The following is a 25,857-nucleotide window of genomic DNA, read 5'->3' as shown; positions in this document are numbered from 1 at the left end:
CGGGCAGCGCGCATTCGCCTTCGCGCTGATGTGCATCGGCTTTTTCATGGCGACACTCGATATCCAGATCGTCGCGTCCTCGCTGCGCGACATCGGCGGTGGGCTTTCCGCGAGCCAGGATGAACTCTCGTGGGTGCAGACCGCCTATCTGATCGCCGAAATCATGGTGATCCCGATGTCGGGCTGGCTCTCGCGGGTGTTTTCCACGCGCTGGCTTTTTGTCGGCTCGGCGGTGGGTTTCACCATGACGAGCATGCTGTGCGGGCTCGCATGGGATATCGACTCGATGATTCTCTTTCGCGGCCTGCAAGGCGCGCTGGGTGCGGCGATGATCCCGACTGTATTTACGACCGCATTCATGCTGTTTCCGGGCAAGCAGCGACTCGTTGCGTCCACGACGATCAGCGCGCTCGCCTCGCTCGCGCCGACCATCGGCCCCGTGATCGGCGGCTGGATTACCGATCAGTGGTCGTGGCACTGGCTCTTCTATCTGAACCTCGTGCCGGGCATCGCCGTGGCAATGCTGGTGCCGCGCTACGTGCACGTCGACGAGCCCGATCTCTCGCTGCTCAAGCGTGGCGACTATGTCGGTATTCTGTTGTTGTGCGGCTTTCTCGGCTGCCTCGAATACATGCTCGAAGAAGGCCCGCGCAAGAACTGGTTCGGCGACGACACGATCATCGCATGCGCGTGGATCGCGGCGATCTGCGGCTTCCTCTTCATCGTGCACGGGCTCACGGCCAAAGACCCCATCGTCGATTTGCGCGCGCTCGCCGTGCGCAACTTCGGCATCGGCAGTCTGCTGTCGTTCGTGACCGGCATCGGCATTTTCGTGGCCGTGTTTCTCACGCCGCTCTTTCTCGCCGAAGTGCGTGGCTTCAGTTCGCTGCAGATCGGCTTCGCGCTGCTTTCGGTCGGTATCTTCCAGTTGCTCGCACTCGGCGTGTACGCGGTCGCCACGCGCTTTTTCAGCATGCGCACGCTCATGGTGTTCGGCCTGCTGCTGTTCGGGCTCGGCTGCTATCTCTACGTGCCGCTCACGCACGACTGGGGCTGGGAGCAGTTGCTGCTGCCGCAGGCGTTGCGCGGCATCGGCCAGCAATTTGCGATTCCGCCCATCGTGACGATGGCGCTCGGCTCGTTGCCGCCCGCGCGGCTCAAGTCGGCAAGCGGGCTGTTCAACCTGATGCGCAACCTCGGCGGCGCCATCGGCATCGCTGTGAGCGCAACGATGCTCAATGACCGCCTCAATTTCCACTATCTGCGCCTGAACGAGAGCGTCACGCACGGCCAGCCGCAGGTGGAATCGCTACTCGCGGGGCAGGCGTCGTACTGGACGTCCGTCGCGGGCAATGTGCTCGACGCGGGCACGGCCGGACTCCTGCGGTTGCACGCGCTCGTGATGCGCGAAGCGCTTGTGCTCACGTTTTCGGACACCTTCTTCGTGCTGTCGCTGTGCTTCGTGGTGGCACTGGCGAGCGTGCTGTTTTCGCGGCCGATCACGTTAGGCGGCCCGCCCACCGATGCTCATTGAGCCACAGAGGTCCATCATGCAAGCGTCTTCGAATTTCAGGCCGCTGCGCGTTGCGCGCACGCTTGTTGCGTCAGTCGTGGCCGCCGTGCTCGCAGCGTGCGCCGTGCAGCCCGCCCAGCATGCCGATTTACCGGCAACGGTTCACGAAACCGCACCCGCCGCCTGGCGCATCGACGCGCCGCAGGACGCCGTCGATGCGCAAACCTGGTGGGCGCAATTCGGCGACGCGACGTTGAACGCGCTGCTCGCTACCGTGCTGCAAGGCAATCTCGATCTTCAGGCCGCGGCGGAACGCGTGAAGCAGGCGCAGTCGATCACGACGCAAAAGCACGCGGCGCTGCTGCCGCAACTCGATTTCACGGCGCACGGCGCGTATGTGCGGCAGAACACGCCGCCGCCGCTCGGCTATGTGAAGCAGGCGGGTGCGGGCTTCACGCTTGGGTGGTCGCCGGATGTGTTCGGCGGCGAGCGGCTCGATCTGCTTGCCGCGCAGGCGAATCTCGTCGGCCAGCAGCATGCGCTCGACGCGCTGCGGCTCGCGCTGGCCGCCGATACGGCATCGGCCTACGTCGATTTGCGCTGGGCGCAGGCTGAACTGAATATTCTCCAGGACAACGTTTCGATCCGGCAGCGCGCGCTCACGCTCACGCAGGACCGGCTGAAATACGGCCTCTCGACGCAGCTCGACGTGACGCGCGCACAGTCGCAGTTGAGCGAACTGCAGGCGCGCATTCCACGCGCGCGGGCGAGCGTCGAACATCAATTGAACCTGATTGCGATCTACACGGGCCGCACGCCGGAATCCGTCGCGCAGCTTGCACTGGCCGCTTCCGCGCCTATTCCGGCTGCGCCCGTCGGTGCGCCGCAACTGCTGCCCTCGGAAGCGCTGCTGCGTCGACCGGACGTGCAGGCGGCCTACGCGAGCGTGGAGCAGCGTGCAGCCGAAGTGGGCGTTGCGCGTGCAGAGCGCTATCCGAAGTTTTCGCTGAATCTCACGGATGGCGTGCTGGCCGCATCGTATCTCGGCCTGCCGACGTTAACCGACAATCTCTTTAGCGCGGCGATTGGCGCGACGAGCCCGATCTTCAACGCGGGCCGCATCACGGCGGAAATCGGCCAGAGCGAGAGCCGCATGCGCGAGTCGCAACTGAACCTTCGGCAGACGATGTTGCAGGCGCTGCGTGAAGTGGAGGACAGCCGCACGGACCTCGTGAGCACGGCGGATCAGGCACGGGAGTTGAACGATGCGGCGGCTGCCTCGTCGCAGGCGCTCAAGCTCGCGAATCAGCTCTACAAGGGCGGCGCGGCGGACTTCCTCGACGTGCTCACGGCGCAGCAGACCTATCTCGCCGATGCCGACTTGCTCAACGAGGCGCAACGCGAGCGTGCGCTCGCGGCGGTTGCACTGTACCGGTCGCTCGGCGGCGGCTGGAGCCAGAGCGGCGAGGTGATCGCCCAGGCCGCCGATTTACCTCGCGCCGAAACCACGCCCGACGTGCGCGTGAAATAGCGCCACACGTTGTGCCGTGACGTTTTGCAGCGGTAGCGCCCGGGTATCGTGCCCGCGCCGGGGAAAGTATGATGACCGTGCGCCGCGTGGCGCGGGACTGAAGAGGTGAAGGTCATGACGAAGCAGACAACTCGCGACGAATGCAACTGTTTTGCGCTGCGGCAGGCCGCGCGTTTCGTCACGCAACTCTACGAGCGTCATCTTTCGCAGGCGGGCGTGACGGCTGCGCAATTCACGATCCTTTCGCGCCTCGCGAGGCACCCCGATGCGACCGCCGCCGAACTGTCCGACGACCTCGTCATGGACCGCACGACGCTCGTGCGCGCGCTCAAACCGTTGCAGCGCGATGCGCTCGTGGTCGCGTCGGCGTCGCAGCAGGATACGCGCATGCTCGTCTATCGCCTTTCGACTGGCGGCCGACGGCGCTACGAGCGTGCGCGCGTGCTGTGGCAGGACGCGCAGACCGAGTTCGAGCAGCATATGAAGCGCGACCGTGCGAAGGCATTGCGCGCCGAACTCTTCGCGCTGACGAAAGCAGACACCTGAATCGCCGCCCGCGCGCGGCGCGATCTGCGAAGCGCAAGCTTCGCGCCGATAACGATCCGATCTGGCGCGAAAATGGCATCATGAGGTTTCCAGGAGTCTGACGCGTCGCCGCCGGGTTCTCATGAAACGATATCGACCGCCGCTACATTTTCTGCGCGAACACGCTCAGCCCGACTGGCGCGATCTCGCGCTATCCGCGTTGCCGGTTGCGATCATTTGCGGTGTTATCGTCGCGCTCATGGTGTGGCTCGTCGATCCCGCGCCGCCGCGCAGCATCACGATCAGCGCCGGTCCCAGCGACAGCTCGTTCATGCTGTTGGCCGAGTCCTACCGCACGATCCTCGCGCGCAACGGCGTGACGCTCGACGTGCTCGAATCGGATGGCTCGGTGCAGAACCTGAACCGGCTGCTCGACCCGAAGTTGCACGTCGATGTCGCGCTCGTGCAGGGCGGCGTGGCAGGCGACCGGGATGTGAATTCGCTGATGTCGCTCGGCAGCGTCGCGTATCTGCCGATGGTGGTGTTCTATCGCGGTTCGGGTCTCACGCAGCTTTCGCAGCTCGAAGGCAAACGCATTGCCATCGGCCGCGAAGGCAGCGGCACGCGGATGCTCTCGCTGCAGCTGCTCGACGCGAACGGCATCGTTCCCGGCGGCGATACCACGCTGCTGCCGCTCGACGGCTTGCAGGCCGCCACGCAACTCGTCTCCGGTAACGTCGATGCCGCCATGTTGAGCGGCGACTCCACGACGCGCGAACTGATGCTGCGCGTGCTGACGATTCCAGGCATCTCCGTGATGAGCCTCGACGAAACGAGCGCTTACACGCGGCTCTTTCCCTACCTCGAAACCATCGACCTGCCGCCAGGCGTGCTCGATCTGCGCCACCGCGTTCCGCCCGATACCGTGCATCTGATCGGCCCGACCGTTGAGATCGTCGCGCGCAGCACGCTGCATCCGGCGATTTCCGATCTGCTGATCGAAGCCGCAAGCGAGGTGAACAGCGCGCCGGGTCTGTTGCAGCGCGCGGGCGAGTTTCCGAACACGTCGGTGCACGACTTCCGGATCAGCGAAGACGCGACGCGCTATTACCGCTCGGGCAAGAGCTTTCTTTATCGCACGCTGCCGTTCTGGCTCGCGAGCGTGGCGGACCGGCTCATCGTTCTGCTGCTGCCGCTCGCCGTTCTCGTATTCCCGGCCCTGCGCGCCATTCCCGCACTGTATAGCTGGCGCGTGCGCTCGCGCATCTATCGCTACTACGGCGCGCTCATCGCGATCGAGCGCGATGCGCTCAAGCATACGAGCGAAGAAGAGCGGCGCCAGTTGATCGGCGAACTCAACGAAATCGAGCGCTCGCTCAACACGCTGCGCATGCCGCTTGCTTATGCCGATGCGTTTTACGTGCTGCGGGAGCATATCGGCTTCGTGCGCTCGCATCTGGTTGCGAACGAGCCCGTCACCCACTGATCGATCTGCATTGATGCGCACTGATCCAATGCGGAGTGACCACTGCGCGGACGCCTCTCATCGATTTCGTGCAAACTGGGGTGGGAATGTGGGAATGCGGCTTGCGCTCACGTTCCCACATTCCCATTCGTGTGGAGATAACGATGCAACGACGAAACTTCATCCTCACGGCCGCCGCCGCGCTCGCCTCGGGCGCATTTGCGCTCGAGGGGTGTACCACCACGCCGGGCACGAATCCGAGCGCGGCGGATAACGCCTCGCGACGCCAGTCGATTGACGCAGGTATCGACGGCGCCTTGAACAAGCTCTTTACGACCGTGCCGGGCTCGCATGAACTCGTAGCAAAGGCACGTGGCGTGCTCGTGTTCCCGTCCGTGCTGCAGGCCGGATTCATCGTCGGCGGGCAGTATGGCGAAGGCGCGCTGCGCGTGGGCGGTGCAACGGTGGGCTACTACAGCACCGTGTCGGGATCGTTGGGTCTGCAGGCGGGCGCGCAGTCGAAGGCGGTCATCTTCTGCTTCATGACCCAGGATTCGCTCAACCGCTTCCGCGCGTCGGAGGGCTGGTCGGCGGGAGCGGATGCGTCGGTGGCGCTCGTGAAGATGGGCGCGAACGGTGCTGTCGATACGACCACCGCGACGGCGCCGGTTCAGGTGTTCATCGTGACGAACGCGGGCCTGATGGGCGATGTGTCGCTCGCGGGTACGAAGGTCACGCGGCTGAAGATCTAGACGCGCAGGAAGTCAGGCAAGGCGCAATCGCCTTGCCTGACTTTCCCTCGGCAGCGGGCAGGCGGCTGCGCAGGATGTTTTGGATAACTACGCATCCATGCCGCAGCGCATGGCGATCTGCGAAAGAATAAAGCCAAAAACGAAAATGACGCATTCCCGCGAGGGACTGCGTCATTGCCGGGTGTTGCAACAAGGTACTGCACTATTCGTTGGTAGGCTCGATTGGACTCGAACCAACGACCCCCACCATGTCAAGGTGGTGCTCTAACCAGCTGAGCTACGAGCCTGTCGAGGCGCGAATTATAGAGAGACTCGTGCGCGCTTGCAAGCGCTTTTGTTGCGGTTTCTCTTTCCTGGTGCGAGATCGTCGTGGCTAGTCTGCTGGCACCCGCGTGGCACCCGCGGGCTATTTCTGGACTGCTTGCCGGTAAGTATTGGGCGCGGCACCGAATGCATCGCGGAAGCGATGGCTGAAGTGGCTCGCGTTCGCATAGCCGCACTCGGCCGCAATCTGCACGAGCGGTTGTGCGGTCGAGCGCAACAGGGCGCGGGCCCGTTCGAGACGCTGGGCCGCAATCCATGCATGCGGCGGCTGACCGAACGACGTGCGGAACATGCGCGCGAGATGGTATTCGGACAGGCACGCGATTTCAGCGAGTGCGCCGAGCGTCAGCGGCTCGCCCAGATGGGCGTCGATGTAGTCGCGCAGGCGCCGCCGCGTCGCCACCGAAAGGCCGCCCTTGAGCGCCGCGCCCGGGCGGCGCACGCTCTGGCTGCGCAGCAGCAGGCTCAGCACTTCGTGGGCCGTTTCGTTGCTGCGCAAAAGCCCTTGCGGATCGGTCCAGTCTTCGTGGGCAAGCGTCTGGCAAAGCATGGCGATCCGCTCGTCTTCGAAATACGTGCGGTCTGCCAGCGTGAGTTCGCGCGGTTCCAGATCGAGTTCGCTGACGGCACGTTGCGTAAAGTGCTCCGGCAGGAAATAAAGGTGCATGAAATGCATGTGGCCCCGCACCCACCAGCGCGATTCGTGATCGCCCGGCAGCGCGCAGAGGCGGCTCGGTGCGCCGTAGATGCCCGGCAGTTTTTGCCGCTCCGTCCGGTAGCCGCCGTCGATGTAGCACGAGAGCGTGTGATGGCCGGGCCGCTCGTAGACCGTCTCCGTCTCGCGCGTCTCGCGCACCCAGACGGCTGCCGCAAGCCGGTCGCCGAGCCAGGCAAACCGTTCGAGCGTCGCGTCGGCTTCGCTCAGCGTGCGGCACACCGAATGCAGCCCGAATGGGCTGTCGGCGAGATCGGGCACGGAGGGAGTCGGCTGGGCGTTCATGGTTCGCAACAGGCCGCTGCGCGACCGGTGGAGGGATCGTGAAAGTATACGCGCGCGCCGGCCGGAGCAGGCCGCCGACAAAAAAGCGCAATCCTGGACAAGTGCGGGTCACAACTGCGCGCGATAGTGGGGACTTTCAGTTTCGAACTGGTTCCGGAAATGAATCTCTTGCTCTATGCGCTCACCGTCGTGATCTGGGGCACCACCTGGATCGCCATTAAATGGCAGCTTGGCGTCGTCCCGGCACCCGTTTCCATCGCCTGGCGCTTCGGGCTCGCGGCGCTCGTGATGTTTGCGCTGCTGCGCATCATGCGCCGCCCGATCTGGCCGCCGCGCGCGGCGTGGCGATATCTGGTGGGCCAGGGGCTTGCGCTCTTCTGCCTTAACTTCCTGTGCTTTTACTATGCCGAGGGCATCGTGCCGAGCGGTCTCGTCGCCGTCGTGTTCTCGACAGCGCCGCTGCTCAATTCCATCAACGGCCGCCTGTTCATGGGGCGGCCGCTGCAGCCTTCCGCGGTCGGCGGAGCCGTGCTCGGCCTGATCGGGATTGTTTGCCTGTTCCTGCAACAGATGGCGGGCCATATCGGCGACCAGACCGCCTGGCTCGGGCTTGCCGTCGCGTTTCTCGGCACGCAGTGTTTTTCGGCGGGCAATCTGTTGTCCAGCCGCATGCAATCCATGGGGTTGGATCCGCTTGTCACGAATGGTTGGGCCATGCTGATCGGCACCACGGTGCTGGTGGCCGGCAGCGCGTTCGCCGGTTTGCCGTTCCGGCCCGAACTGGATGCACGTTACCTCGGCGCGCTTGCCTATCTCGTCATCGCAGGATCGGTGATTGGATTTACCGCGTATCTGACGCTGGTTGGCCGGATCGGACCCGAGCGCGCAGCCTATTGCACGGTGTTGTTTCCGATCGTCGCGCTCGCGATTTCGACCGTCTTCGAAGGCTACCGTTGGTCATTGCTGGCCGTGGTCGGACTGGTGCTGATCCTGGCGGGCAATCTCGTCGCATTCGATCTGACCCGCCGTATTTTCACCCGGCGTGCGACAGCCTGACTGGCGTGGTTGCCCGCATTTCACGGGTGTAATAGGATTCGGGCCGCCGCAACGATTTGTTGCGGCGACTTTTCTTCAGGTGCCCGCAAGGGAGAATCGGGAAGGCGGTGCAATTCCGCCACGTGCCCAACGCTGTATGGAGGACGGGTAGAGCAACATGCCACTGGCGCGAGCCGGGAAGGCGCTCTACACGGATGAATCCAAGTCAGAAGACCGGCCTGAAGAGCGAAAAAACGCTGCCAGGCCCGGCAGCCGAATCTTTTCCAAAAGGGGAATCCATGGAAAGCCAAGCTGTCCGGCCCGATCACCAATTTTCCGAAGCAGAACGCGCCGCAGTCTACCGAACCATTTTCAGCCGCCGTGACGTGCGCGGACAATTCCTGCCCGACGCCATCCCCGACGAGGTGTTAAGCCGCGTTCTGATGGCCGCGCACCATGCGCCTTCGGTGGGCTTCATGCAGCCCTGGAATTTTCTGGTGGTTCGCTCGCAGGACGTCAAGCAGCGCGTCCATGACCTGTTCAAAAAGGCCAACGCAGAAGCCGCGCAGATGTTCGATGGCGAAAAGCGCGAAGTCTACAGCCGCCTCAAACTCGAAGGCATCCTGGAGTCGCCCGTCAACCTCTGTATCACCTGCGATCGCAAACGTACCGGTCCGGTCGTCGTGGGGCGCACCCATATTCGGACGATGGATCTCTATAGCAGCGTCTGCGCGGTGCAAAATCTGTGGCTGGCTGCACGCGCCGAAGGTCTGGGCGTGGGTTGGGTGAGCATCTTCAATCAGCGCGATGTGCAGGACGCGCTCCAGATTCCCCGCAATATCGTGCCGGTGGCCTATCTCTGTCTGGGCTACGTCAGCCACTTCTACGACAAGCCGGAGCTGGAAAGCGCGGGTTGGCTGCCCAGGTTGCCGATCGATCAACTGGTTTATATCGACCAGTGGGAACAACAGGCCAAAGCAGACGATCCGCTCATCGACTGCTTGCGTCAGCAGCAGGCAACCATTCAGGAGAATGGTCTGAACGGGACGCTCAACTCGACGAGTTCGCGAGCGCGCTGACGCGCTCGACGCGTTCGTAGAAGGTACGCTCGTCGCGCTGGCGGAGGTCTGCGAGGTCGGACAGCACCTTGTCGAAGCGTGCGGCCTGAGCCTTGTCCTTGATCTCGTCGATTTGCGCCTTCATGCCGAGAAACGCCTCGATGGCCTTGTTCTTCTTTTCGTCCTCGGCAAGCGTGTCGATCAGGCACGCGAGCGCATCGGAGATGCGTCCCAGTTGCCGGCCATAACTGTCCCTGGTGACGACGGCCTGTTCGGTAGCCGGATCGCTCGAATTGTTCTCGTTGATCACAAGGCCCGCGAAGGTCCACGGCAGGATCGACTGGTCGAGCGATCTCGGTGCGGCGTAAAGCGCAAAGAACGGCCGCAGCGCCGCGTACCAGTAATTCATGGGCTGCGCGAGCCAGGTGCCGGTATCGGAGGGTAAGGGCATCGCATTCTCCTGGAAGTCCAGTTGAAAACGTCATTGACCGCGATAGATCGAGTCTTGCGGCGCCTCGGGCGGCGGCTTCGGCGTCGCGAACCGCGCGAGTATCTTCTGCATGACGCTGCGCGCAAACGCGCCTGCGGCTCCGGCGGTTGTCGGTGCGGCCGGTGTCCGGGCGTCGGCCGCGCCAGCCGGGGCATTCTTCGACTGGATGAGATCCTGAATGTGCTGGGCGACGGTCGTGCCGCCGCCCAGTGGCGCGAGGCTCTTTGCGGCCAGCGCGAACAGACCCTGCATGTGCGTCACGTCGCGCCCGTTCGCGGCCTGCAGTGCGGCGTCGTCGACGATGGGTGCGGGCACATCGATCGATAGCGGCCCGCGATTCGCGTCGAAGGGCGCATTGAGCGCCGCGGACAGATCCGGTGCGGCGGCCTCGCGCGCGGAGAGCGGCCCGGCAATGCCGAAGCAGTTGCGCACGGTCTTGAGGATCGACGTGTGGTCGTACGGCACGGGACCGTCCGCGCGCAACACGGTGCCCGCGGCGGTGTACGGCGAGACGATGATGGCCGGTACGCGCACGCCGAAGCGGTCGAACGTGAAGCGCTGCATCGGCCGTGGCGGTTCGGGCTGCGTCGCGGCGGGCGGGGGAACGTGATCGAAACAGCCGCCGTGTTCGTCGAACGTGACGATCAGCAGCGTGTTGTCCCAGTTGGGCGACGCACGCACCGCGTTATAGACGCGTGCGACAAGCGCATCGGCGAACGGCACGTGATGCGGCGGATGCATATCGTTCGGCAATTGCACCACATCCGGGTAATACCGCGGCTCGATGAAGGCGTAGGCCGGCAATTGGCCTGCCGCAGCGTCGCTGATGAATTCGTCGATCAGCCGGAAATTCGCGAAATACGGCCACAGGCGCGAGAGCAGCGCGGTCTGCGGAAAATCGTGGAAATAGATCTTCCACGGCTCGACGCCTTGCAGTTCGTTGAAGATCGTTTGCATCGGAAACGGAAAGCCGTCGAGCGTGTTGTTCTCATACCCGTTGGCGGTGCCCGCATGCACGAAAAACCGGTTGGGCCAGGTCTGGCACGGCGCCGACGCGAACCAGCGATCCGATACGGCGAAGCTGCTCGCCAGCTTGCTCAGGACAGGCAGATCGTTGCGCGTGAAACAGTGCATGATCTCGGCGCCGTTGCCGCCGAGGTGTTTGTAATTGGCGACGAAGCCGCTCATCGACGGCACGCCGGTGATCGGTCCGTTGAAGAGTTGCGCGTTGATGTCGTCGAACGTTTCGCCCGGATCGGGGTTGGGGACCGTCGAACAGTCGGTGCCCTCGGGCGTGGGCCACGGTGCGATGCCGTCGTTGCCCGCGCAACCGGCGCCGTCGAGCCCGTCGAAATCGGAGCCTGCCGGGCGCAGGAAACCGAGGACGTTATCGAACGAACGGTTCTCCAGCATCAGGACAACAACATGCCGTATGGCGGACCAGTCAGTCATCTTGCCTCCTGCGGATTGCACGAGTCTTGCGATGCTGCGGCCCCGCCTGTCGGCTTGCGCCCGCGAAGCAGCTTCACGGATTATCCGCGCGAAGCCGTGCGCCGCCAATCGGCGTGTTGCGTAGCGGGAAAATCAGGTGCTATGGCGCGCGGGTTGCGCTGCTGTGTGTCCGGATGCGGCGCTGCCCGGCGCGTGGCCGGGCAGCGCCGGGCACGCGATGGGAAAACGCGCGCGCCTTCAGCGCCCCCGCTGCATGAACGGTCGAGCGGTCAGACGTGGTCAAACGCGGTCAAACGAGTCCGGTCGCGTAGTACACGGCGATCACGAAGAACACCGCGAGCGTTTTGATGACCGTGACCGCGAAGATGTCGCGATACGACTCGCGGTGCGTGAGGCCCGTCACGGCGAGCAGCGTGATGACGGCGCCGTTGTGCGGAAGCGTGTCCATGCCGCCGCTCGCCATCGCGACCACGCGGTGCAGCACTTCCATCGGAATCTGCGCGGCCTGCGCGCTCCTGATGAACTGGTCGGACATGGCTGCGAGCGCGATGCTCATGCCGCCCGATGCCGAGCCCGTGATACCCGCGAGCGAACTCACGGAAACCGCCGCATTGACGAGCGGATTCGGAATGCTCTTGAGCGCGTCGCTCACGACGATGAAACCCGGCAGCGCGGCGATCACGCCGCCGAAGCCGTATTCGGATGCGGTATTCATCGAAGCGAGCAGCGCGCCCGCCACGGCGGCCTTCGTGCCGGTCGCGAAGCGCGATTGCACGCGGCGGAACGCCGTGACGAGCACGAGCGCGATGCCGAGCAGCAGCGCGCCTTCGACGGACCAGATGCCGACGACCTGCTTGATGGTGGTCGTGACGGGCGCGTGAATGCCGGGCAGCACGTCGGGCGTGACGGTGAAGCTTTCGCCGTACCACACCGGAATCCAGCGCGTGAGCAGGAAATTCGCGACGCCGACGAGCGCGAGCGGCGCGATGGCGAGCAACGGATTCGGCAGGCTCTTCGTTTCGACGCGATCGGGCTCGTTCACGAGCGACGTGCCGTAGCCTTCGCCCTTCGCCATGGCCGTGCGGCGGCGCCATTCGAGGTACGTGAGACCCACGACAATGATAAAGAGCGAGCCAATGATGCCGAGCACGGGCGCGGCCCACGTGGTTGTCTTGAAGAAGCTCGTCGGGATGATGTTCTGGATCTGCGGCGTGCCGGGCAGCGAGTCCATCGTGAACGAGAACGCGCCGAGCGCGATGGCGCCGGGCATCAGCCGCTTCGGGATGTTGCTCTGGCGATAGAGTTCGGCGGCGAACGGATAGACCGCGAACACCACGACGAAGAGCGACACGCCGCCATACGTGAGCAGCGCGCATACCGCAACGATCACGGCATTCGCCCGCGAGCGGCCGATGTAGCGAATCGCGGCGTGGACGATCGACTCGGAAAAGCCTGAAAGTTCGATAACCTTACCGAATACGGCGCCAAGCAGGAACACCGGAAAGTACAGCTTCACGAAGCCGACCATCTTGTCCATGAAAATGCCGGAGAACACAGGCGCGACGGCGGACGGCCCGGTGAGCAGCACGGCCGCGAGCGCGGCGATGGGGGCGAAGAGAATCACGCTGTAGCCGCGATAGGCGGCGAGCATGAGGAACGCCAGGGCGGCGAGGACGATGACAAACGACATTGAGTCTCCTTCAATGGTGATCGTGGTTCGGCAATCCTTGAGACGTCGCGGCAATTCTACAGAATCGTATGATGATTGCGACGCCGGTTGACCGGCGCTATCGTTGCCGGTGCTGGGGCGTGCCAGGACGTGCTGGCGGCGGGGAGGGCGGCGGCAATGAAGTGGTGCGAATCGATTCGGGTGTTGCGCCGGGTGAAGCCAGCGCGCATGACATGGATTGCGCGTGGCGCACACGCGGCCGGTCTTGTGGCGGTCTATGCGGCTGGTTTTGCGACGTGCGCCGCCGTGCAGGCGCAGACGGCAACCGACGCGCAGACGCAGTTCAAGAACTGGTACAACGATCCGTTTTTCGCGCTGTCGAGTGCGGTGAGCGCATGTCCGGTGCCGCTCGGGCCGTTGATGACCCGCGCCGAGGCCGAAGACGACGCGCATTATCGTGTGGAGCGCGGCACGACGTGCTGGCTTGCGCACAAGTGCTCGAAGCCGAACGCGTACCTTTACGACGCGGACATCGCGGCCGCGGTTCGCCAGCAGTTCCAGGGCGACGCGTCGCTCGCGAACACGAGCCTCTGGATCACCGTGCAGCGGCGTTTTGTCTATGCGGAAGGATGCGCGCCCGCCTCATTCGATCGGGCTGCGTTGCAGCGCCGCCTCGAAGCGATCCCGGATGTCGAGCAGGTGTTTGTGCGCGTGGCCGCCGATCCGCACGGCGCGCTGCCTTACAAGACGCTGCCGCCGCCGAACTGAGCGCGCCCGCGCGCGGACGGCGCATGCCGCGCCGCAGGTGCGCGGCATGGCACAATCGCACATCGAAGAATGAGAAAGTCCATTGGGGTGCTACATGAATCGTCCAGGTTTGTCGCTGTCTTTCCGCTTGTGCAGGCTGCCGTTCGCGGCGCTCGCCTGCGCGCTGCTTGCCGCCTTGTCCGCGTGCACCAGCAGCCCGCCGCTGTTTCTCTCCGATGGCCGCCCGACGGTCAAGGTGCAATGCCCGTCCGCCGGCGACCGCGACTCCTGCTCGCAGCAGGCGCGCGCGCAATGCGGCGGCGCCTACGACACCATCGATACGTCCACGAGCGGCTCCACCTTCAGCCTCGTGTTCGCCTGCCGGGCCAAACAAGCCCGCGTCCCGGGCGGCTAGCCTGCGTGCGTCCGGTGCGTCTGCTGCGTCCGGTGTACCGGCAGATTCAGCAGCAGGCGCAGCAGATCGGGCTGGCGGCGCGTCGCAGTCTTCTGGAACACCGACTGTAGTTGCTTGCGCACCGTATCGTGCTGCACGCCGACACGCGCCGCAATTTCCTTTTGTGTGAGCCCTTCCGCGAGCAGATGGGCAATGCGGCATTCCGCGGGCGATAGATCGAATGCGTCGGCAAGGATCTGCTCGTCAACCGGCGGTGCGGAGCGCGGATGATAGAACGTGAGCGCGGCAACGGCGCAAAGTTCGGCGACCGGCGCGTCGCCGTAGGTCTGCACGTTATAGAACGCGTAGAGCACTTCCGGGCCGTTCGTGTCGCCGGGCGCGACGATGCGCAGTGCGCGAAACCGTGCGGCGGCCTCCCGGGCACCGTTTGTCTCGCTGCGCAGCCGCGCTTCGGCGATAGCGACGTCTTCCAGCAAGCGTGCCTGCCAGGGGGCTGGGAGGCGTAGCTGGTGCGCGCGCACGCGCACGAGCGACGTCGCATTCAGGAGCTGCTGCGCGCGTTCGTTGCTGTGCAGCACTTCACCATGCGCATCGACGAGCATCGCGGGCGGACTCGCGCGCTGCACGAGCGCGGATGCGCTCAGCGCGCTGCGTTGCGCGTGAAGACGCAGCGCGCGTATGAGGTGGGGCGTGAGCCGATCGAGCAGCGCACGCGCGGCATCGGACAGCGGACCTTGCGCCGCATCGCGCCGGCAGGCGAGCATGACGGTCAGCGATGAGCTGTCGATCAGCTTGCAAAGCGAAACGTGCCGATGTTCCGCGCCGGGAATGCGCGGCTCGAATACGGGAAGTCCGCTCGCGTGATCGCTTTCGGCGGTATCGCTGTAATGCAGCCACTTGCCGGGCGCAAATGCGCGCAGCCATTCAAGCCGTGGATCGTCGCGATAGAGCGGCCGGATCAGTTCGAGCGGCTCGCTCCGGGCGACATCGAAACCGTCACCATACGAGAAAACATTGCGGTGCCGGTCGAATGCAAACAAATGAACCGATGCGGTTTCAGTTGATTTTAATAATCTTGCGCAAAATTCTTTCCAGAACGCCGGATTGTCGATTGTTTCGTAAATGGCGTTCAGCAAACCATCATATTGTGATTCGTTCGATTCCACCGCGGACTCATCGCTGAATATCGGCGCTGCCTGATGCCCGCAAAAATGCGCGGAGCATATTTTTCCACAAATGAGGAATGTACAGGTTCAATAGCCGTCGTTACTCTCGATCGGGCTTGTTGTCGATGCATCGTCAGGCTCGCAGACGTAGCGCCCGGCTTCAGTGCGGTAGCCAACGGACAACCTTGGATGGTCAGCGGATAAGCAGAATCACGGGATTATTTTTCCCGGGCATGCGCGACAGATTGTTGCCATGCGCGCGTGCCATTATCCGTGACGAATCCGGCATAAACACCAATCGGGAAAAATGCCCGCGCATCGCTTAAGAGAAGCAGCGCAAACCGAAAATACGTAGATGCGCCCGCAGGCGTGTCATTAAACGGCTTGTCATAACCCGGGGGCAACAATGAATCACCATCAACTGGAAAGGGATATCGAGCATCTGGAACATGTCATTGCACGACTTTCAGGACAGGACCGCATTCCGCTTTCGTATTGGCGCGGGCGGCTCGAATCGGTGCTGTGCGCGAATCCGACGCCTTCGCAGACAGAGCGTGTGAAGCGGCTGCACGATGCGCTCTACGTGCTTGAGAATCGCGTGCGCGAAAGCATGCGCCGCCAGACGCTGCGATAGCGCAATGGATTGATGTACTGAGGGAAAAAAAGACGCAATTCGGCACGCTTTGACGCCAGAATGGTCACAATGCTGTCGTGTGACTATTCTGGAGATCACTTCTCATGCCGAGCTACAAGCAATTGACCGCCCAACTGGAAAAGCTCCACAAGGAAGTTGCGGTGGCACGCGAAAAAGAAATTGCGCAGGCGATCACCGAGATCAAGGAAAAAATTGCCGAGTACGACATCACGGCCGAAGAACTCGGCTTTTCGAGTCGTGCGGCTGCGCCGTGCAAGAAGCCGCTGCCGGCCCGCTACCGGAATCCGAAAACCGGCGAAACGTGGAGCGGCCGCGGCCGTGCGCCGGGCTGGCTCGCGGGCAAGAACCGCAACCGCTTCCTGATCCAGGATTAACCAGCAGACCGCCGCGAGCGATTGCGGGCCGGCAGCGGCTTCTTGCGCGGCACGGGCCGTACGCTCCCGCAAAAGCTGACCACGGGTCGCGCACACCGCGTCACACGGCGTTTGCGTGCATGCGTCGCATGCAGGATGCCGCCGTGGCGCCCATACACGCGTATCGAACTCTTCATCGCACGCCGTAATGCCGTGTATCATTCGTCCGCGGTGCCGCTTTGCGCCGGTGTGAGCCATGATTCCCTGACCGTTCGTGCTATTCGTCGCGGCGCTGGATCCCACGCCGGCCCTGCGATGCCGTCCGGTAACCGGACCCGGGTGGCCGCCCATGCCGCCGCCTTTGCAGCAACCCATGCCCGCGCGGCCCGGTTGCCCGAATTTCATCTGTGATACCCAGCTCGATGTCAGTTTCCGAACTCAAACGCCGCCGCACGTTCGCGGTTATTTCTCACCCGGACGCGGGTAAAACCACGCTTACCGAAAAGCTGCTGCTGTTTTCGGGCGCGATTCAGATCGCAGGCACGGTGAAAGGCCGCAAAAGCAATCGCTATGCGACGTCCGACTGGATGGAGATCGAAAAGCAACGCGGCATTTCGGTCGCGAGTTCGGTCATGCAGTTCGAGTACGGCGATGCCGTCATCAATCTGCTCGATACGCCGGGCCACGAGGACTTTTCGGAAGACACGTACCGCGTGCTGACCGCCGTGGATGCCGCCGTGATGGTGATCGACGGCGCAAACGGCGTGGAAGCGCAGACGCTCAAGCTGCTCGAAGTTTGCCGCAGCCGCAAGACGCCGATTCTCACGTTCATCAACAAACTCGACCGCGAAGTGCGCGAGCCGCTCGACCTGCTCGACGAAATCGAGCAGCACCTCGGCGTGGCCGCCGTGCCGTTCACCTGGCCCATCGGTATGGGCAAGGAGTTCCAGGGCGTCTACGACATTCAGCGCGACCAGGTGCGCGTGTTCCGCGCGGGCGAGGAAACGCTCGGCGGCGCGGTGGAAACGCTGCAGGCTCTCGACTTCGAAGAGGGCGAGCGCCGCTTCGGCTATCACTGGAAGCGCGCCAAGGAAGAGGTCGAACTGATTACGGGCGCCACGCCCACGTTCGATCGCGACGCGTTCCTCGCAGGCGAGCAGTCGCCGGTGCTGTTCGGTTCGGCGATCAACAACTTCGGCGTGAAAGAAATTCTCGATGCGCTCGTCGATCTCGCGCCGCCGCCGTCCGCTCGCATGACCGTGCAGCGCCCGGTCGAACCTGACGAGCCGAAGTTCACGGGCGTCGTGTTCAAGGTGCAGGCAAACATGGATCTTGCGCACCGCGACCGCGTGGCGTTTATCCGCGTGTGCTCGGGCCGCTTCGAGCGCGGCATGCAACTGAAGATCACGCGCAACAACAAGACGTTCCGCGCGAACAACGTTGTGAGCTTCCTGTCGCAGCGCCGCGAAACCGTGGCTGAAGCGTACCCTGGCGACATCATCGGTATTCCTAATCACGGCGCGTTGAGCCTCGGCGATACGCTGACCGAAGGCGAGGATCTTCAGTTCACGGGCCTTCCGTTCTTCGCGCCGGAAATTTTCCAGACCATCGAAGTGGTCGACCCGATGCGTGCAAAGCAACTGGGCGAAGCGCTCAAGCAGCTCGGCGAAGAAGGCGCGATCCAGGTGTTCCGCCCGTTGCATGGGGGCTCGATGATTCTGGGCGCCGTTGGCCAGCTGCAGTTCGAAGTGGTGTCGCACCGCCTGTCCGCCGAATACAAGGTGGACGTGCGCATCATGCCCGCACGCTACCGCCTCTCGCGCTGGGTTACCTGTGACGACTCCGCCGAACTGCGCCGCTTCACCGATGCCTACGCGGCCCGTATGGCCTACGACGCATCGAATGCGCCGACTTACCTTGCTTCGCACGTTTCCGAAATCGAAGTCGCGCAGAAGGCCTGGCCGAAGATCGTGTTCAACGAGTTGCGCGAGCACTCGGGCGCACCGTTCCGCAAGGGTTTGTGATCGCCCATTTTCGCCTCACGAATGCGTTTTCATTTTTGAGGTGAAGTCTTCATTGGAGTTCGGATCGGGTTGACGCCACTCGATCCGGATTCGCTGAATGAATGACTCGTCTTCGTTCGGGGCGTGGCATTCATTCGGCAGATGGTGCGCAATATGCGGCATTCACGCGAACCGTTCGCCTTCATGCGTGCCCATTCCTTCGTGGCCAGTTCCATACGACGCGATTCGAACTTCTGGCGCGTATCGATCTTGCCGGTCAGCCTGGCCCACACTTCCTGACTCGCCTGAATCTTGCGTCTGCGGTGGGGCGGGCCGGTGCGATTGGCCGCGCGCGTGCGCGACATTTGTACGCGCCTTGCGCTTCAGACTCTCCGAAATCCCGCGCGTCTTTCACGTTTTTCAGCCCCATTCGACACAGCATTAACCGTCCATATGCTGTGCATTCAACGAGTGCATCGCAAGTGCCGGACACCGCGCGAAACAGGCCTCGGCGCCAGGCTGGCAAGGGTCTGGAAGCGGCGAGCAATTCACACTTTTTGTGCCTTGTTTTACAGGCATTTTGAAACGATGTGTCTAAATCGCGCACCCCTCTTCGGCACCTTTGTCGAGGTCTCGAATTTGATCGTAATCATGGTAAGCTTCGGCCCGATCTCAATAAAACCGCGTGTTTAACGATGCCTGCAGGTTGCCATTACAACGGTGCGGCAGACATGCATCACATGGAAGGCCGGTGATGTCTGAATTTTTCCATCTGTGGTGGAGCGACTGGGCGTCGTTCCTTCGAATGGGACGCTACGGCGTTCATGTGTGGGGCAGCGTGGCGTCGGTGGTCGTTGCGCTCGCAGCAGAGCAACTGGCGTTGAAGCTTCGCGCGCGGCGCGCACAGCCCGGGGCGCACAACGCGGCGCTGGCCGCAACACAGGGAGAGTCGCCATGAGCGCGGTCGTACTGACCCCGCGCCGCAAGCGCCTGCTGCTGATCCTGGTGGCCGCGGCGCTGCTGGTGGCCGCGGGTGTGTTCGTCAAGCAGGCCTTCCGCAGCAACCTCATGTTTTACGTGACGCCGAGCGACATCGCCTCGGGCAGCGCACACGCCAGCGAGACGCTGCGCGTGGGCGGCATGGTGCAGGCGGGCTCACTGCAGCGCTCCCCGGGCGACGCGCTGGACGTGCGCTTCACGCTCATGGACGGTAAAAACAGCGTGCCGGTGATCTATCACGGCGTGCTGCCGGACCTGTTCGCCGAGGGCAAGGGCGCGATTGCGCAGGGCCGCCTCGACGGCTCGGGTGCGCTGGTGGCTACCGAGGTGCTGGCCAAGCACGACGAGAACTACACGCCGCCGAAGACGCACGTGGCGATGCAGGCCGCGCAGTCAGCGCAGTCAGCAACGGGAGCCGCGCAATGATCGGTGAACTTGGACAGCTGCTGCTGATCCTCGCGGTGGTCGCGGCGGCGGTGCAGGCGTGGGGCGGTCTGGGCCCGCAGGCGCAGCCGCGGCTCGCGACGCTGGCCGCGCTGTGGCAGATCGGCGGCATTCTCGGCGCGATCGTGCTGCTCGCGGCGGCGTTCGTGAACGACGATTTCTCGATTCTCTATGTGGCGCAGAACAGCCACACCAGCCTGCCGGTGATCTATCGCATCGCGGCGGTGTGGGGCGGGCACGAGGGCTCGATGCTGCTGTGGATGGCAGCGCTCGCGCTCTGGAGCCTGGCGTCGATGTGGGGCCTGCGCCGGCATGACGCGGCCTACGCGTCGCGCGTGCTGGGCATGCTCGGTCTGGTGAGCCTGTGCATCGGCGCGTTCGTGCTGTTCACCTCGAACCCGTTCACCCGCCTGCTGCCCGCGCCCGATGAGGGCCAGAGCCTGAACCCGCTGCTGCAGGATCCGGGCATGGCGATGCATCCGCCGCTGCTGTACCTGGGCTATGTGGGCACCACGGTGCCGTTCGCGATGACGATGGCCGCGCTCTGGCGCGGCGCGCCCGCGCTGTGGGTGCGCTGGGCGCGGCCCTACACGGCGGCGGCGCTGGTGTTCCTGTCGCTGGGCATTGCGCTCGGTTCGTGGTGGGCGTACTACGTGCTGGGCTGGGGCGGCTGGTGGTTCTGGGATCCGGTGGAGAATGCCTCGCTGATGCCCTGGCTGGTGCTCGCGGCGCTGCTGCACGTGCAGGTCGCCCGCGACCAGCACGGCCACTTCGCGTACTGGACGGCGGCGCTGGCCATCGGCGCGTTCGTGCTCTCGCTGCTGGGCACCTTCCTCGTGCGCTCGGGCGTGCTGATCTCGGTGCACGCGTTCACGACCGATCCGCGCCGCGGCATTGCGATGCTCGCGCTGATCGCGTTCGCGCTGCTGGGCAGCCTCGCGCTGGTGGCGCGCTACCGCGAGCGGCTGCAGCCGGCGCGCGCGCCGCGTGCGCCGGGCCTCGCCTCGCGCGAGACGGCGCTGGCGCTGAACAACCTGCTGCTGGTGGTGGCCTGCGGCGTGGTGCTGCTGGGCACGCTGTATCCGCTGGTCATGGATGCGCTGCAGCTGGGCAAGATCTCGGTGGGCGTGCCGTATTTCGATGCGGTCATGATGCCGGTGCTGATGCCCGCGCTGCTGCTGCTGATCGTGTCGATCTGGCTGCGCTGGGGAAAGAACACGGGCGGCGAGCTGCTGCGCCGGATGATGCCCACGCTGGTGGCGCTCGTGACCGGCGCGGCGGTGCTGCCGGTGCTGCTCGCGCGTGCGTACGGAATGGTGCACGTGCTGGTTGTGGTGGCGCTGCTGGGCGCGCTGGGCGTGGCGGTGAGCACGCTGCAGTGGGCGGTGCAGCGCGTGCGCGGCGGCGGGCTCGGGGCCTCGGGCCTGGGCATGGTGGTGTCGCACCTGGGCATAGCGATCTTTGTGGTGGGCGTGGCGATGGTCAAGGGCTACGGCGTGGAGCACGACGTGAGCATGGCGCCGGGCGACACGCGGGCGCTGGCCGGCTGCACGGTGAGCTTCGACGGCATGGGCCAGGGACGCGGCCCGGACTATGACGCGCAGGTGGGGCGCTTTACGCTGCGCTGTCCGTCGCAGGCGCCGCGCGCGCTCGTGAGCGAGAAGCGCACCTATATCGGCTCGCAGATGCCGCTGAGCCACAGCGCGATCGACTGGACGATGACGCGCGACGTGTACGTGGCGCTGAGCACGCCGGTGGATGTGGCGAGCGGCGCGTGGAGCGTGCGCGTGCAGTACAAGCCGTTCATGCGCTGGGTGTGGCTCGGCGTGCTGTGCATGGGCGCGGGGGCGCTGAGCGCGGCGCTGGCGCGCCGGCTGCGCCGCGCGGCGCCGCAGGCTGCTGCCACTGCCACTACCGCTGCTGCTGCTGCTGCTGCTACCGCTGCTGCCGCTGCTGCCGCTGCCGTGGTGCCGGAAACCCTTTCTTCACTGTGAAGTTGCCCGCATGAATATCCTGATCTCGCTGCGCCGCCACTGGATCCTGACGCTGTCGGCGGTGGCGGCGCTCGCGCTGCTGCTGCTGCTGGCCGTGGGGATGACGCGCGATCCGCGCGAGCTGCCCTCGATGCTGATCGGCAAGCCGTGGCCGGACATGGCGCTGCCTCAGCTGGGCAGCACGGCTGCCGGAGGCGGCGCGATCGGCCCGGCGCAGTTGCGCGGCAAGCCGCGGCTGGTGAACCTGTGGGCGTCGTGGTGCAGCGTGTGCGCCGACGAGCAGCCGGTGATCATGGCGCTGGGCGACACGCTGCGCGCGCAGGGGCGCGGCGACCAGCTGATCGGGCTGAACTACAAGGACAGCGCGAAGGACGCGACGGCGTGGCTGCAGCAGCAGGGCAACCCGTTTGCGATGACGCTGGTGGATGCGGACGGGCGCATGGGCATCGAGCTGGGGGTGTACGGCGCGCCGGAGACGTACCTGATCGATGCGAAGGGCGTGATCGTGTGGAAGCACGTGGGTGAGCTGACGCCGGAGGTGATCGCCAGCGAGGTGCTGCCGCGCCTGGGAGCGCACTCATGAGGCGCGCGGCCTGGATCCTGGCTCTCGCGCTGCTCGCGCCGCTGGCGCAGTTCGCGCAGGCGCAGACTGCACAGACAGTTGTGCCAGCAACGGCCGCGCAGACGGTTGTGCCTGCACAGGTCGCACAGGCTGCACCGGCCACGCAGACACTGCAGCCGGTAGACCCGGACCGCCTGTACCGGCTGACGAGCCAGCTGCGGTGTCTGGTGTGCCAGAACGAGTCGCTGGCCGATTCGGACGCCTCGCTGGCCGTGGACCTGCGCAACCTGGTGCGCGACCACATGGCCGCGGGCGAGAGCGATGCGCAGATCAAGCAGTTCCTGGTGGCGCGCTACGGCAATTTCGTCATCTACCGTCCGCCCGTGACCGGCAGCACGCTGCTGCTGTGGCTGGGGCCGCTGCTGCTCGTGGGCATTGGCATCCTTGCGCTGTGGCGGAGCATGCGCGCTGGCGCTGCGGGTAGTGATGCAGGCAGTGACGCGGGTGAAGTGGACGACGCGGGGCAATACAAATATAAGGAGCCAAGACAATGAACGGCAGCACCGGGATGTGGATCTTTGTGGTCCTGGCAGTGGTGATCGTGGGTGCGTTCGGCGCGAGCCTGTACTGGGCGGGCGGACGCCGTGGCGCGTCGCGCCGCCAGTCGGTGGTGCTGGCGATGTCGGTGCCGCTGGTGGTGGGCGGGCTGTATGCCGTGCGTGGCGAGACGGCTGCGCTGGAGCTGGCCCCGCCGCATTCGCAGATGGCCGCAGGGCAGGCTTCGACGCAGATGCATGACGGCGTGGACATAAACGCGGAGGTGCAGCATCTGGCCGACCACATGAAGCAGCATCCCGAAGACATGGATGGCTGGGTGCTGCTGGCGCGCTCGTACACGATGCTGGGCCGCTACACGGATGCGGCCGCCGCCTACGAGCACGCGCAGTCGCGCGTGATGAAGGACAGTGCGCTGCTGAGCGGCTGGATCGAGGCGCGCCTGATAAGCAACGGCCACAAGTTCGATGCGTACACGCTCGAACTGGTCGACAGCGCAGCGAAGCTCGCGCCGGACGACACCAGCGTGATGCTGCTGCGCGCGCTGGCCGCAAACGAGCGGGGCGACCGGGCAGGTGCGAACAGGCTGGTGGACGAGTTGCACAAGCTTTATCCGGCCGGGTCGCCCGACCGCCAGGACCTGGATGCGGCGCTCGCGAAGTGGATGCCGCAGGGCACGGTAAAACAGTAACCATCTTCAGACAGCAATCATGTTCAGCGTGACGGGCCTGGTAGGCGAGCGTAACGGCCTGCGGCTGTGGGGGCCGCTGGAGTTTGCGGTGGGCGCGGGCGAGGCGGTGCATCTGCGCGGCCCCAACGGCTGCGGCAAGACCACGCTGCTGCGCACGCTCGCGGGGCTGCGCCCGCCGCTGGCGGGGCGGGTGGAGCGGGGCGGGCGGGCGTGTTCGTTTCTGGGTCATCAGGACGGGCTGGCCGAGAACCTGCCGGCGCGCACCAACCTGGAGATGTTCGCGCAGCTGCATGGCGGCGGGGCTGGGGCGGTGCGCCGGGTACCGGCGCTGATGGCGGAGCTGGGGGTGCCGGAGCGGGCGGTGCGGCACCTGTCGGCGGGCCAGCGCCGCAAGCTCGCGCTGGCGCGGCTGCGGCTCACGGCGCACCCGCTGCTGCTGCTCGACGAGCCGTTCGACGCGCTCGACGCGCAGGGCTGCGCGTGGCTCACGGCGCTGGCGCACGCGCATTTGCGCGGGGGCGGGGCGATCGTGCTGACCTCGCACCAGGCGCTGCCGGCGGAGTTCCCGGCGTGCCGGGTGCTGGATCTGAAGGGTGGTGCGAAGGGTGGTGCAGCGGGCGGTACGAAGGGCGGCGCCGTGCTGGGGGAGGTGTCGTGAGTGCACGACCGGAAAGCGTGGCGGCCAGCCGGCCTGCCGCAGTGAGAGACGAAGCGGGCGACCGGCACGACCGGCACGACAGCGCCCTGGCGGGTGCAACGACGGGCGCAGAAAACGTGCCGTGGAGCCGCGCGATCTACGCGGTGCTGCGGCGCGAATGGGCGCTGGTGATGGCGCGCCCGGTGGACCTGCTGGTGCAGGCGCTGTTCTTCATCACGGTGGCGAGCCTGCCCGCGCTGGGGGTGTCGCCCACGCCCGAGACGCTGGCGCTGCTGGCGCCGGGGGTGCTGTGGGTGGCGGTGCTGCTGTGCGTGCTGGTGGCGAGCTGGCGCTGCTTCCACGATGACCTGCGCAGCGGCTGGCTGGACCAGTGGGCGCTGTGCGGGGTGCCGCTGGTGCTGCTGGTGGCCGCGCGCCTGGCCGCGCAGTGGGTGGCGACGGTGGTGCCGGTGCTGCTGCTCGCGCCGGTGGCCGCGCTGCAGTACGGCTTGAGCGGGGCGGCGCTGGGAGTGCTGATGGTGGCGCTGCTGCCGGGCGTCGCGGTGCTGGTGATGCTGGTGGGGGTGGTGGCGGCGCTGTCGGCGGGGCTGCGCCAGGGCGGCATGCTGGTGATCGGACTGGTGCTGCCGCTGGCCGCGCCGGTGCTGGTGTTCGGAAGCCTGGCGGTGCACGCCGCGCAACTGGGCGAACCTGCCGGGGCACATCTGGCCCTGCTGGCCGGCATGGCCTGCGCGATGCTGGCGTGCTGTCCGTGGCTTGCGGCCAGTGCGGTGCGCATTGGCATAGAGAGTTGAAGTCATGAACCTGTCGAGATACGTATTCTGGTTTGCGTCGCCGGCGCGGTTCCTGCCGCTGGCGCGCGCGCTGGTGGGCCCGCTGCGGGTGGTGGCGCTGGTGACGGCGGCGATCGGCCTGTACCTGGGCTTCGGGGTGGCGCCGGCCGACGCGGTGCAGGGCGACGCGTACCGCATCATCTATCTGCACGTACCGGCGTCGTGGGTGGCGATGTTCGCCTACGCGCTGATGGCGTTCTGGAGCTTCGTGGGACTGGTGTGGCGCACGCGCATGTCGCATCTGCTGGCGCACGCGCTGGCGCCCACGGGTGCGGTGTTCGCGGCGCTGTCGCTGGTGACGGGGATGCTGTGGGGCCAGCCGATGTGGGGCACGTGGTGGGCGTGGGATGCGCGGCTGACGTCGTCGCTGCTGCTGCTGCTGCTGTTCCTGGGGTACCTGGCGCTGCAGGGGGCGATTGACGATCCGCAGCGCGCGGACCGTGCGTGCGCGGTGCTGGCGCTGCTGGGGGCGCTGAACCTGCCGGTGATGTACTTCTCGGTGCGGTGGTGGAACACGCTGCACCAGGGGGCGACGATCCGCGCGAGCGGTGCGAGCATGGCGCCGGTGATGCTGTGGGCGATGCTGCTGTGCAGTGTGGCGGCGTGGGCGTGGGCGGCGGCGACGACGCTGCGGCGCGCGCAGCTGCTGATTGCCGAGCGCGAGGCGCACACGCGCTGGCTGCGTGCGATGCAGGACGAAGCGCCAGTCAGTGCGCTGGCTGCGCTGCCGGTCGATCCGGTTTGATGAAAACATCCGGACCTGCGCGGCGAGCGGCACGATCCGCACAATCGGCAGGTCTGGAACGACGCGATCGAGCCATTCGATTTCGGTCGCAGTGAACACCGCGCGTTGCAGCGCCGGTCAACCGCTCTGCTTGCCGATGGGCCGCAAGACAGTCATCGACTGCTGGCGACGCTCCACGGTCATCGGACGCATCTTCGCATCACGAATCACGACGCAAATCGCG

The 25,857-nt window shown here is 65.3% G+C and carries 27 protein-coding genes, 1 tRNA gene and 1 riboswitch; of the genes, 21 read left to right on the top strand and 7 right to left on the bottom strand.

Features of this window, described 5'->3' with window-relative positions:
• Nucleotides 1-28: 28 nt before the first annotated feature.
• The 5 genes from EPN59_RS02600 (at nt 29) to EPN59_RS02580 (ending at nt 5,786) form a co-directional block, all read left to right on the top strand.
• Nucleotides 29-1,534 (top strand): DHA2 family efflux MFS transporter permease subunit, encoded by a 1,506-nt coding sequence (locus tag EPN59_RS02600; protein WP_293034650.1) that lies wholly within the window; start codon nt 29-31, stop codon nt 1,532-1,534.
• 16 nt (nt 1,535-1,550) lie between these two features.
• A complete protein-coding gene (locus EPN59_RS02595; protein WP_293034641.1) occupies nt 1,551-3,044 on the top strand; it encodes an efflux transporter outer membrane subunit in 1,494 nt (497 codons plus the stop codon).
• A 114-nt stretch (nt 3,045-3,158) separates the two neighbouring features.
• Complete coding sequence (locus EPN59_RS02590) at nt 3,159-3,590, top strand: MarR family winged helix-turn-helix transcriptional regulator (RefSeq protein WP_293034642.1); 432 nt, start codon at nt 3,159-3,161, stop codon at nt 3,588-3,590.
• A 121-nt stretch (nt 3,591-3,711) separates the two neighbouring features.
• Nucleotides 3,712-5,055: a TAXI family TRAP transporter solute-binding subunit gene (locus EPN59_RS02585; protein WP_293034643.1), complete on the top strand. Its 1,344-nt coding sequence runs from the start codon at nt 3,712-3,714 to the stop codon at nt 5,053-5,055.
• Between the two features lie 143 nt (nt 5,056-5,198).
• Nucleotides 5,199-5,786: a YSC84-related protein gene (locus tag EPN59_RS02580; RefSeq protein ID WP_293034644.1), complete on the top strand. Its 588-nt coding sequence runs from the start codon at nt 5,199-5,201 to the stop codon at nt 5,784-5,786.
• Nucleotides 5,787-5,996: 210 nt separating this feature from the next.
• Here EPN59_RS02580 and EPN59_RS02575 read toward each other — a convergent pair.
• Nucleotides 5,997-6,073 (bottom strand) — tRNA-Val (locus EPN59_RS02575).
• Nucleotides 6,074-6,192: 119 nt separating this feature from the next.
• Nucleotides 6,193-7,110 carry an AraC family transcriptional regulator gene (locus EPN59_RS02570; protein ID WP_293034645.1) on the bottom strand — a complete coding sequence of 306 codons (918 nt, stop codon included), beginning with the start codon at nt 7,108-7,110 and terminating at the stop codon, nt 6,193-6,195.
• A 159-nt stretch (nt 7,111-7,269) separates the two neighbouring features.
• Here EPN59_RS02570 and EPN59_RS02565 point away from each other — a divergent pair, with 159 nt between their 5' ends.
• Nucleotides 7,270-8,166, top strand: coding sequence for an EamA family transporter (locus tag EPN59_RS02565; protein ID WP_293034646.1), 897 nt, complete (start codon nt 7,270-7,272; stop codon nt 8,164-8,166).
• Nucleotides 8,167-8,226: 60 nt separating this feature from the next.
• Nucleotides 8,227-8,403: riboswitch (cobalamin riboswitch) on the top strand.
• Nucleotides 8,361-9,224: a 5,6-dimethylbenzimidazole synthase gene (gene bluB / locus EPN59_RS02560; protein ID WP_293034647.1), complete on the top strand. Its 864-nt coding sequence runs from the start codon at nt 8,361-8,363 to the stop codon at nt 9,222-9,224. (Overlaps the previous riboswitch by 43 nt.)
• Here bluB and EPN59_RS02555 read toward each other — a convergent pair.
• From EPN59_RS02555 to EPN59_RS02545, 3 genes are all read right to left on the bottom strand, one after another.
• The gene (locus EPN59_RS02555; protein WP_293034648.1) at nt 9,196-9,654 is read right to left on the bottom strand and encodes a hypothetical protein; all 459 of its coding nucleotides are present in this window, start codon (nt 9,652-9,654) and stop codon (nt 9,196-9,198) included. The genes bluB and EPN59_RS02555 overlap by 29 nt on opposite strands.
• Before the next feature lie 30 nt (nt 9,655-9,684).
• A complete protein-coding gene (locus EPN59_RS02550) occupies nt 9,685-11,145 on the bottom strand; it encodes an alkaline phosphatase family protein (protein ID WP_293034649.1) in 1,461 nt (486 codons plus the stop codon).
• A gap of 289 nt (nt 11,146-11,434) precedes the next feature.
• Complete coding sequence (locus tag EPN59_RS02545; RefSeq protein ID WP_293033923.1) at nt 11,435-12,835, bottom strand: GntP family permease; 1,401 nt, start codon at nt 12,833-12,835, stop codon at nt 11,435-11,437.
• A 207-nt stretch (nt 12,836-13,042) separates the two neighbouring features.
• Here EPN59_RS02545 and EPN59_RS02540 point away from each other — a divergent pair, with 207 nt between their 5' ends.
• Nucleotides 13,043-13,582 carry a BON domain-containing protein gene (locus tag EPN59_RS02540; RefSeq protein ID WP_293033924.1) on the top strand — a complete coding sequence of 180 codons (540 nt, stop codon included), beginning with the start codon at nt 13,043-13,045 and terminating at the stop codon, nt 13,580-13,582.
• A 94-nt stretch (nt 13,583-13,676) separates the two neighbouring features.
• A complete protein-coding gene (locus EPN59_RS02535) occupies nt 13,677-13,976 on the top strand; it encodes a hypothetical protein (protein WP_293045477.1) in 300 nt (99 codons plus the stop codon).
• Here the strand turns inward: EPN59_RS02535 and EPN59_RS02530 are convergent.
• A complete protein-coding gene (locus EPN59_RS02530; RefSeq protein WP_293045475.1) occupies nt 13,973-15,016 on the bottom strand; it encodes a helix-turn-helix transcriptional regulator in 1,044 nt (347 codons plus the stop codon). The two genes, EPN59_RS02535 and EPN59_RS02530, sit on opposite strands and share 4 nt — an antisense overlap.
• Nucleotides 15,017-15,548: 532 nt before the next feature.
• On the opposite strand from EPN59_RS02530, the gene EPN59_RS02525 reads away from it, so the two are divergent.
• From EPN59_RS02525 to EPN59_RS02515, 3 genes are all read left to right on the top strand, one after another.
• Nucleotides 15,549-15,776, top strand: coding sequence for a hypothetical protein (locus EPN59_RS02525; protein WP_293033268.1), 228 nt, complete (start codon nt 15,549-15,551; stop codon nt 15,774-15,776).
• A gap of 104 nt (nt 15,777-15,880) precedes the next feature.
• Nucleotides 15,881-16,171 (top strand): H-NS histone family protein, encoded by a 291-nt coding sequence (locus EPN59_RS02520; RefSeq protein ID WP_293033266.1) that lies wholly within the window; start codon nt 15,881-15,883, stop codon nt 16,169-16,171.
• A gap of 401 nt (nt 16,172-16,572) precedes the next feature.
• Nucleotides 16,573-18,174 (top strand): peptide chain release factor 3, encoded by a 1,602-nt coding sequence (locus EPN59_RS02515; RefSeq protein WP_293033265.1) that lies wholly within the window; start codon nt 16,573-16,575, stop codon nt 18,172-18,174.
• Nucleotides 18,175-18,203: 29 nt separating this feature from the next.
• On the opposite strand, the gene EPN59_RS02510 is transcribed toward EPN59_RS02515, so the two are convergent.
• Entirely contained in the window at nt 18,204-18,518 is a 315-nt protein-coding gene (locus tag EPN59_RS02510) for a NapC/NirT family cytochrome c (protein ID WP_293033264.1), read from the bottom strand.
• A 389-nt stretch (nt 18,519-18,907) separates the two neighbouring features.
• On the opposite strand from EPN59_RS02510, the gene EPN59_RS02505 reads away from it, so the two are divergent.
• From EPN59_RS02505 to ccmC, 9 genes are read left to right on the top strand one after another with little or no spacing between them, the layout of a single operon-like run.
• Entirely contained in the window at nt 18,908-19,111 is a 204-nt protein-coding gene (locus EPN59_RS02505; RefSeq protein ID WP_293033263.1) for a heme exporter protein CcmD, read from the top strand.
• A gap of 11 nt (nt 19,112-19,122) precedes the next feature.
• Nucleotides 19,123-19,578, top strand: coding sequence for a cytochrome c maturation protein CcmE (gene ccmE / locus EPN59_RS02500; protein ID WP_293033274.1), 456 nt, complete (start codon nt 19,123-19,125; stop codon nt 19,576-19,578).
• Nucleotides 19,575-21,590, top strand: coding sequence for a heme lyase CcmF/NrfE family subunit (locus EPN59_RS02495; RefSeq protein WP_293033261.1), 2,016 nt, complete (start codon nt 19,575-19,577; stop codon nt 21,588-21,590). The genes ccmE and EPN59_RS02495 overlap by 4 nt, the downstream gene beginning before the upstream one ends.
• A gap of 10 nt (nt 21,591-21,600) precedes the next feature.
• A complete protein-coding gene (locus EPN59_RS02490) occupies nt 21,601-22,173 on the top strand; it encodes a DsbE family thiol:disulfide interchange protein (RefSeq protein WP_293033259.1) in 573 nt (190 codons plus the stop codon).
• Nucleotides 22,170-22,706, top strand: a complete 537-nt coding sequence (locus EPN59_RS02485) for a cytochrome c-type biogenesis protein (RefSeq protein WP_293033257.1) — start codon at nt 22,170-22,172, stop codon at nt 22,704-22,706. Before EPN59_RS02490 ends, EPN59_RS02485 begins: the two co-directional genes overlap by 4 nt.
• A complete protein-coding gene (locus EPN59_RS02480) occupies nt 22,703-23,398 on the top strand; it encodes a hypothetical protein (protein WP_293033255.1) in 696 nt (231 codons plus the stop codon). The genes EPN59_RS02485 and EPN59_RS02480 overlap by 4 nt, the downstream gene beginning before the upstream one ends.
• Nucleotides 23,399-23,417: 19 nt before the next feature.
• Nucleotides 23,418-24,056 carry a heme ABC exporter ATP-binding protein CcmA gene (gene ccmA / locus EPN59_RS02475; protein ID WP_293033253.1) on the top strand — a complete coding sequence of 213 codons (639 nt, stop codon included), beginning with the start codon at nt 23,418-23,420 and terminating at the stop codon, nt 24,054-24,056.
• On the top strand, nt 24,053-24,850 hold the full coding sequence (locus tag EPN59_RS02470) for a heme exporter protein CcmB (RefSeq protein WP_293033251.1): 798 nt from the start codon (nt 24,053-24,055) through the stop codon (nt 24,848-24,850). The genes ccmA and EPN59_RS02470 overlap by 4 nt, the downstream gene beginning before the upstream one ends.
• Before the next feature lie 4 nt (nt 24,851-24,854).
• The gene (ccmC, locus tag EPN59_RS02465; protein WP_293033249.1) at nt 24,855-25,634 is read left to right on the top strand and encodes a heme ABC transporter permease CcmC; all 780 of its coding nucleotides are present in this window, start codon (nt 24,855-24,857) and stop codon (nt 25,632-25,634) included.
• Nucleotides 25,635-25,857: the final 223 nt, after the last annotated feature.

The sequence above is a fragment of the Paraburkholderia sp. genome (assembly GCF_004298475.1).
GTDB lineage: Bacteria > Pseudomonadota > Gammaproteobacteria > Burkholderiales > Burkholderiaceae > Paraburkholderia > Paraburkholderia denitrificans.
Note: the sequence above shows the minus strand (reverse complement) of the source record. Positions and strands in the feature narration are given on the sequence as shown.

Bases quoted from the DNA above. Each gene is read 5' to 3' on its own strand.
- EPN59_RS02525 (WP_293033268.1), top strand. From the start codon at position 15,549: ATGAATCACCATCAACTGGAAAGGGATATCGAGCATCTGGAACATGTC.
- EPN59_RS02550 (WP_293034649.1), bottom strand. From the start codon at position 11,145: ATGACTGACTGGTCCGCCATACGGCATGTTGTTGTCCTGATGCTGGAG.
- EPN59_RS02585 (WP_293034643.1), top strand. From the start codon at position 3,712: ATGAAACGATATCGACCGCCGCTACATTTTCTGCGCGAACACGCTCAG.
- EPN59_RS02515 (WP_293033265.1), top strand. From the start codon at position 16,573: ATGTCAGTTTCCGAACTCAAACGCCGCCGCACGTTCGCGGTTATTTCT.
- bluB (WP_293034647.1), top strand. From the start codon at position 8,361: ATGAATCCAAGTCAGAAGACCGGCCTGAAGAGCGAAAAAACGCTGCCA.
- EPN59_RS02495 (WP_293033261.1), top strand. From the start codon at position 19,575: ATGATCGGTGAACTTGGACAGCTGCTGCTGATCCTCGCGGTGGTCGCG.
- EPN59_RS02520 (WP_293033266.1), top strand. From the start codon at position 15,881: ATGCCGAGCTACAAGCAATTGACCGCCCAACTGGAAAAGCTCCACAAG.
- EPN59_RS02570 (WP_293034645.1), bottom strand. From the start codon at position 7,110: ATGAACGCCCAGCCGACTCCCTCCGTGCCCGATCTCGCCGACAGCCCA.
- EPN59_RS02595 (WP_293034641.1), top strand. From the start codon at position 1,551: ATGCAAGCGTCTTCGAATTTCAGGCCGCTGCGCGTTGCGCGCACGCTT.
- EPN59_RS02510 (WP_293033264.1), bottom strand. From the start codon at position 18,518: ATGTCGCGCACGCGCGCGGCCAATCGCACCGGCCCGCCCCACCGCAGA.
- EPN59_RS02555 (WP_293034648.1), bottom strand. From the start codon at position 9,654: ATGCCCTTACCCTCCGATACCGGCACCTGGCTCGCGCAGCCCATGAAT.
- EPN59_RS02545 (WP_293033923.1), bottom strand. From the start codon at position 12,835: ATGTCGTTTGTCATCGTCCTCGCCGCCCTGGCGTTCCTCATGCTCGCC.
- ccmA (WP_293033253.1), top strand. From the start codon at position 23,418: ATGTTCAGCGTGACGGGCCTGGTAGGCGAGCGTAACGGCCTGCGGCTG.
- EPN59_RS02600 (WP_293034650.1), top strand. From the start codon at position 29: ATGTGCATCGGCTTTTTCATGGCGACACTCGATATCCAGATCGTCGCG.
- EPN59_RS02490 (WP_293033259.1), top strand. From the start codon at position 21,601: ATGAATATCCTGATCTCGCTGCGCCGCCACTGGATCCTGACGCTGTCG.
- EPN59_RS02505 (WP_293033263.1), top strand. From the start codon at position 18,908: ATGTCTGAATTTTTCCATCTGTGGTGGAGCGACTGGGCGTCGTTCCTT.
- EPN59_RS02480 (WP_293033255.1), top strand. From the start codon at position 22,703: ATGAACGGCAGCACCGGGATGTGGATCTTTGTGGTCCTGGCAGTGGTG.
- EPN59_RS02580 (WP_293034644.1), top strand. From the start codon at position 5,199: ATGCAACGACGAAACTTCATCCTCACGGCCGCCGCCGCGCTCGCCTCG.
- EPN59_RS02535 (WP_293045477.1), top strand. From the start codon at position 13,677: ATGAATCGTCCAGGTTTGTCGCTGTCTTTCCGCTTGTGCAGGCTGCCG.
- EPN59_RS02565 (WP_293034646.1), top strand. From the start codon at position 7,270: ATGAATCTCTTGCTCTATGCGCTCACCGTCGTGATCTGGGGCACCACC.
- EPN59_RS02540 (WP_293033924.1), top strand. From the start codon at position 13,043: ATGACATGGATTGCGCGTGGCGCACACGCGGCCGGTCTTGTGGCGGTC.
- EPN59_RS02590 (WP_293034642.1), top strand. From the start codon at position 3,159: ATGACGAAGCAGACAACTCGCGACGAATGCAACTGTTTTGCGCTGCGG.
- ccmC (WP_293033249.1), top strand. From the start codon at position 24,855: ATGAACCTGTCGAGATACGTATTCTGGTTTGCGTCGCCGGCGCGGTTC.
- EPN59_RS02485 (WP_293033257.1), top strand. From the start codon at position 22,170: ATGAGGCGCGCGGCCTGGATCCTGGCTCTCGCGCTGCTCGCGCCGCTG.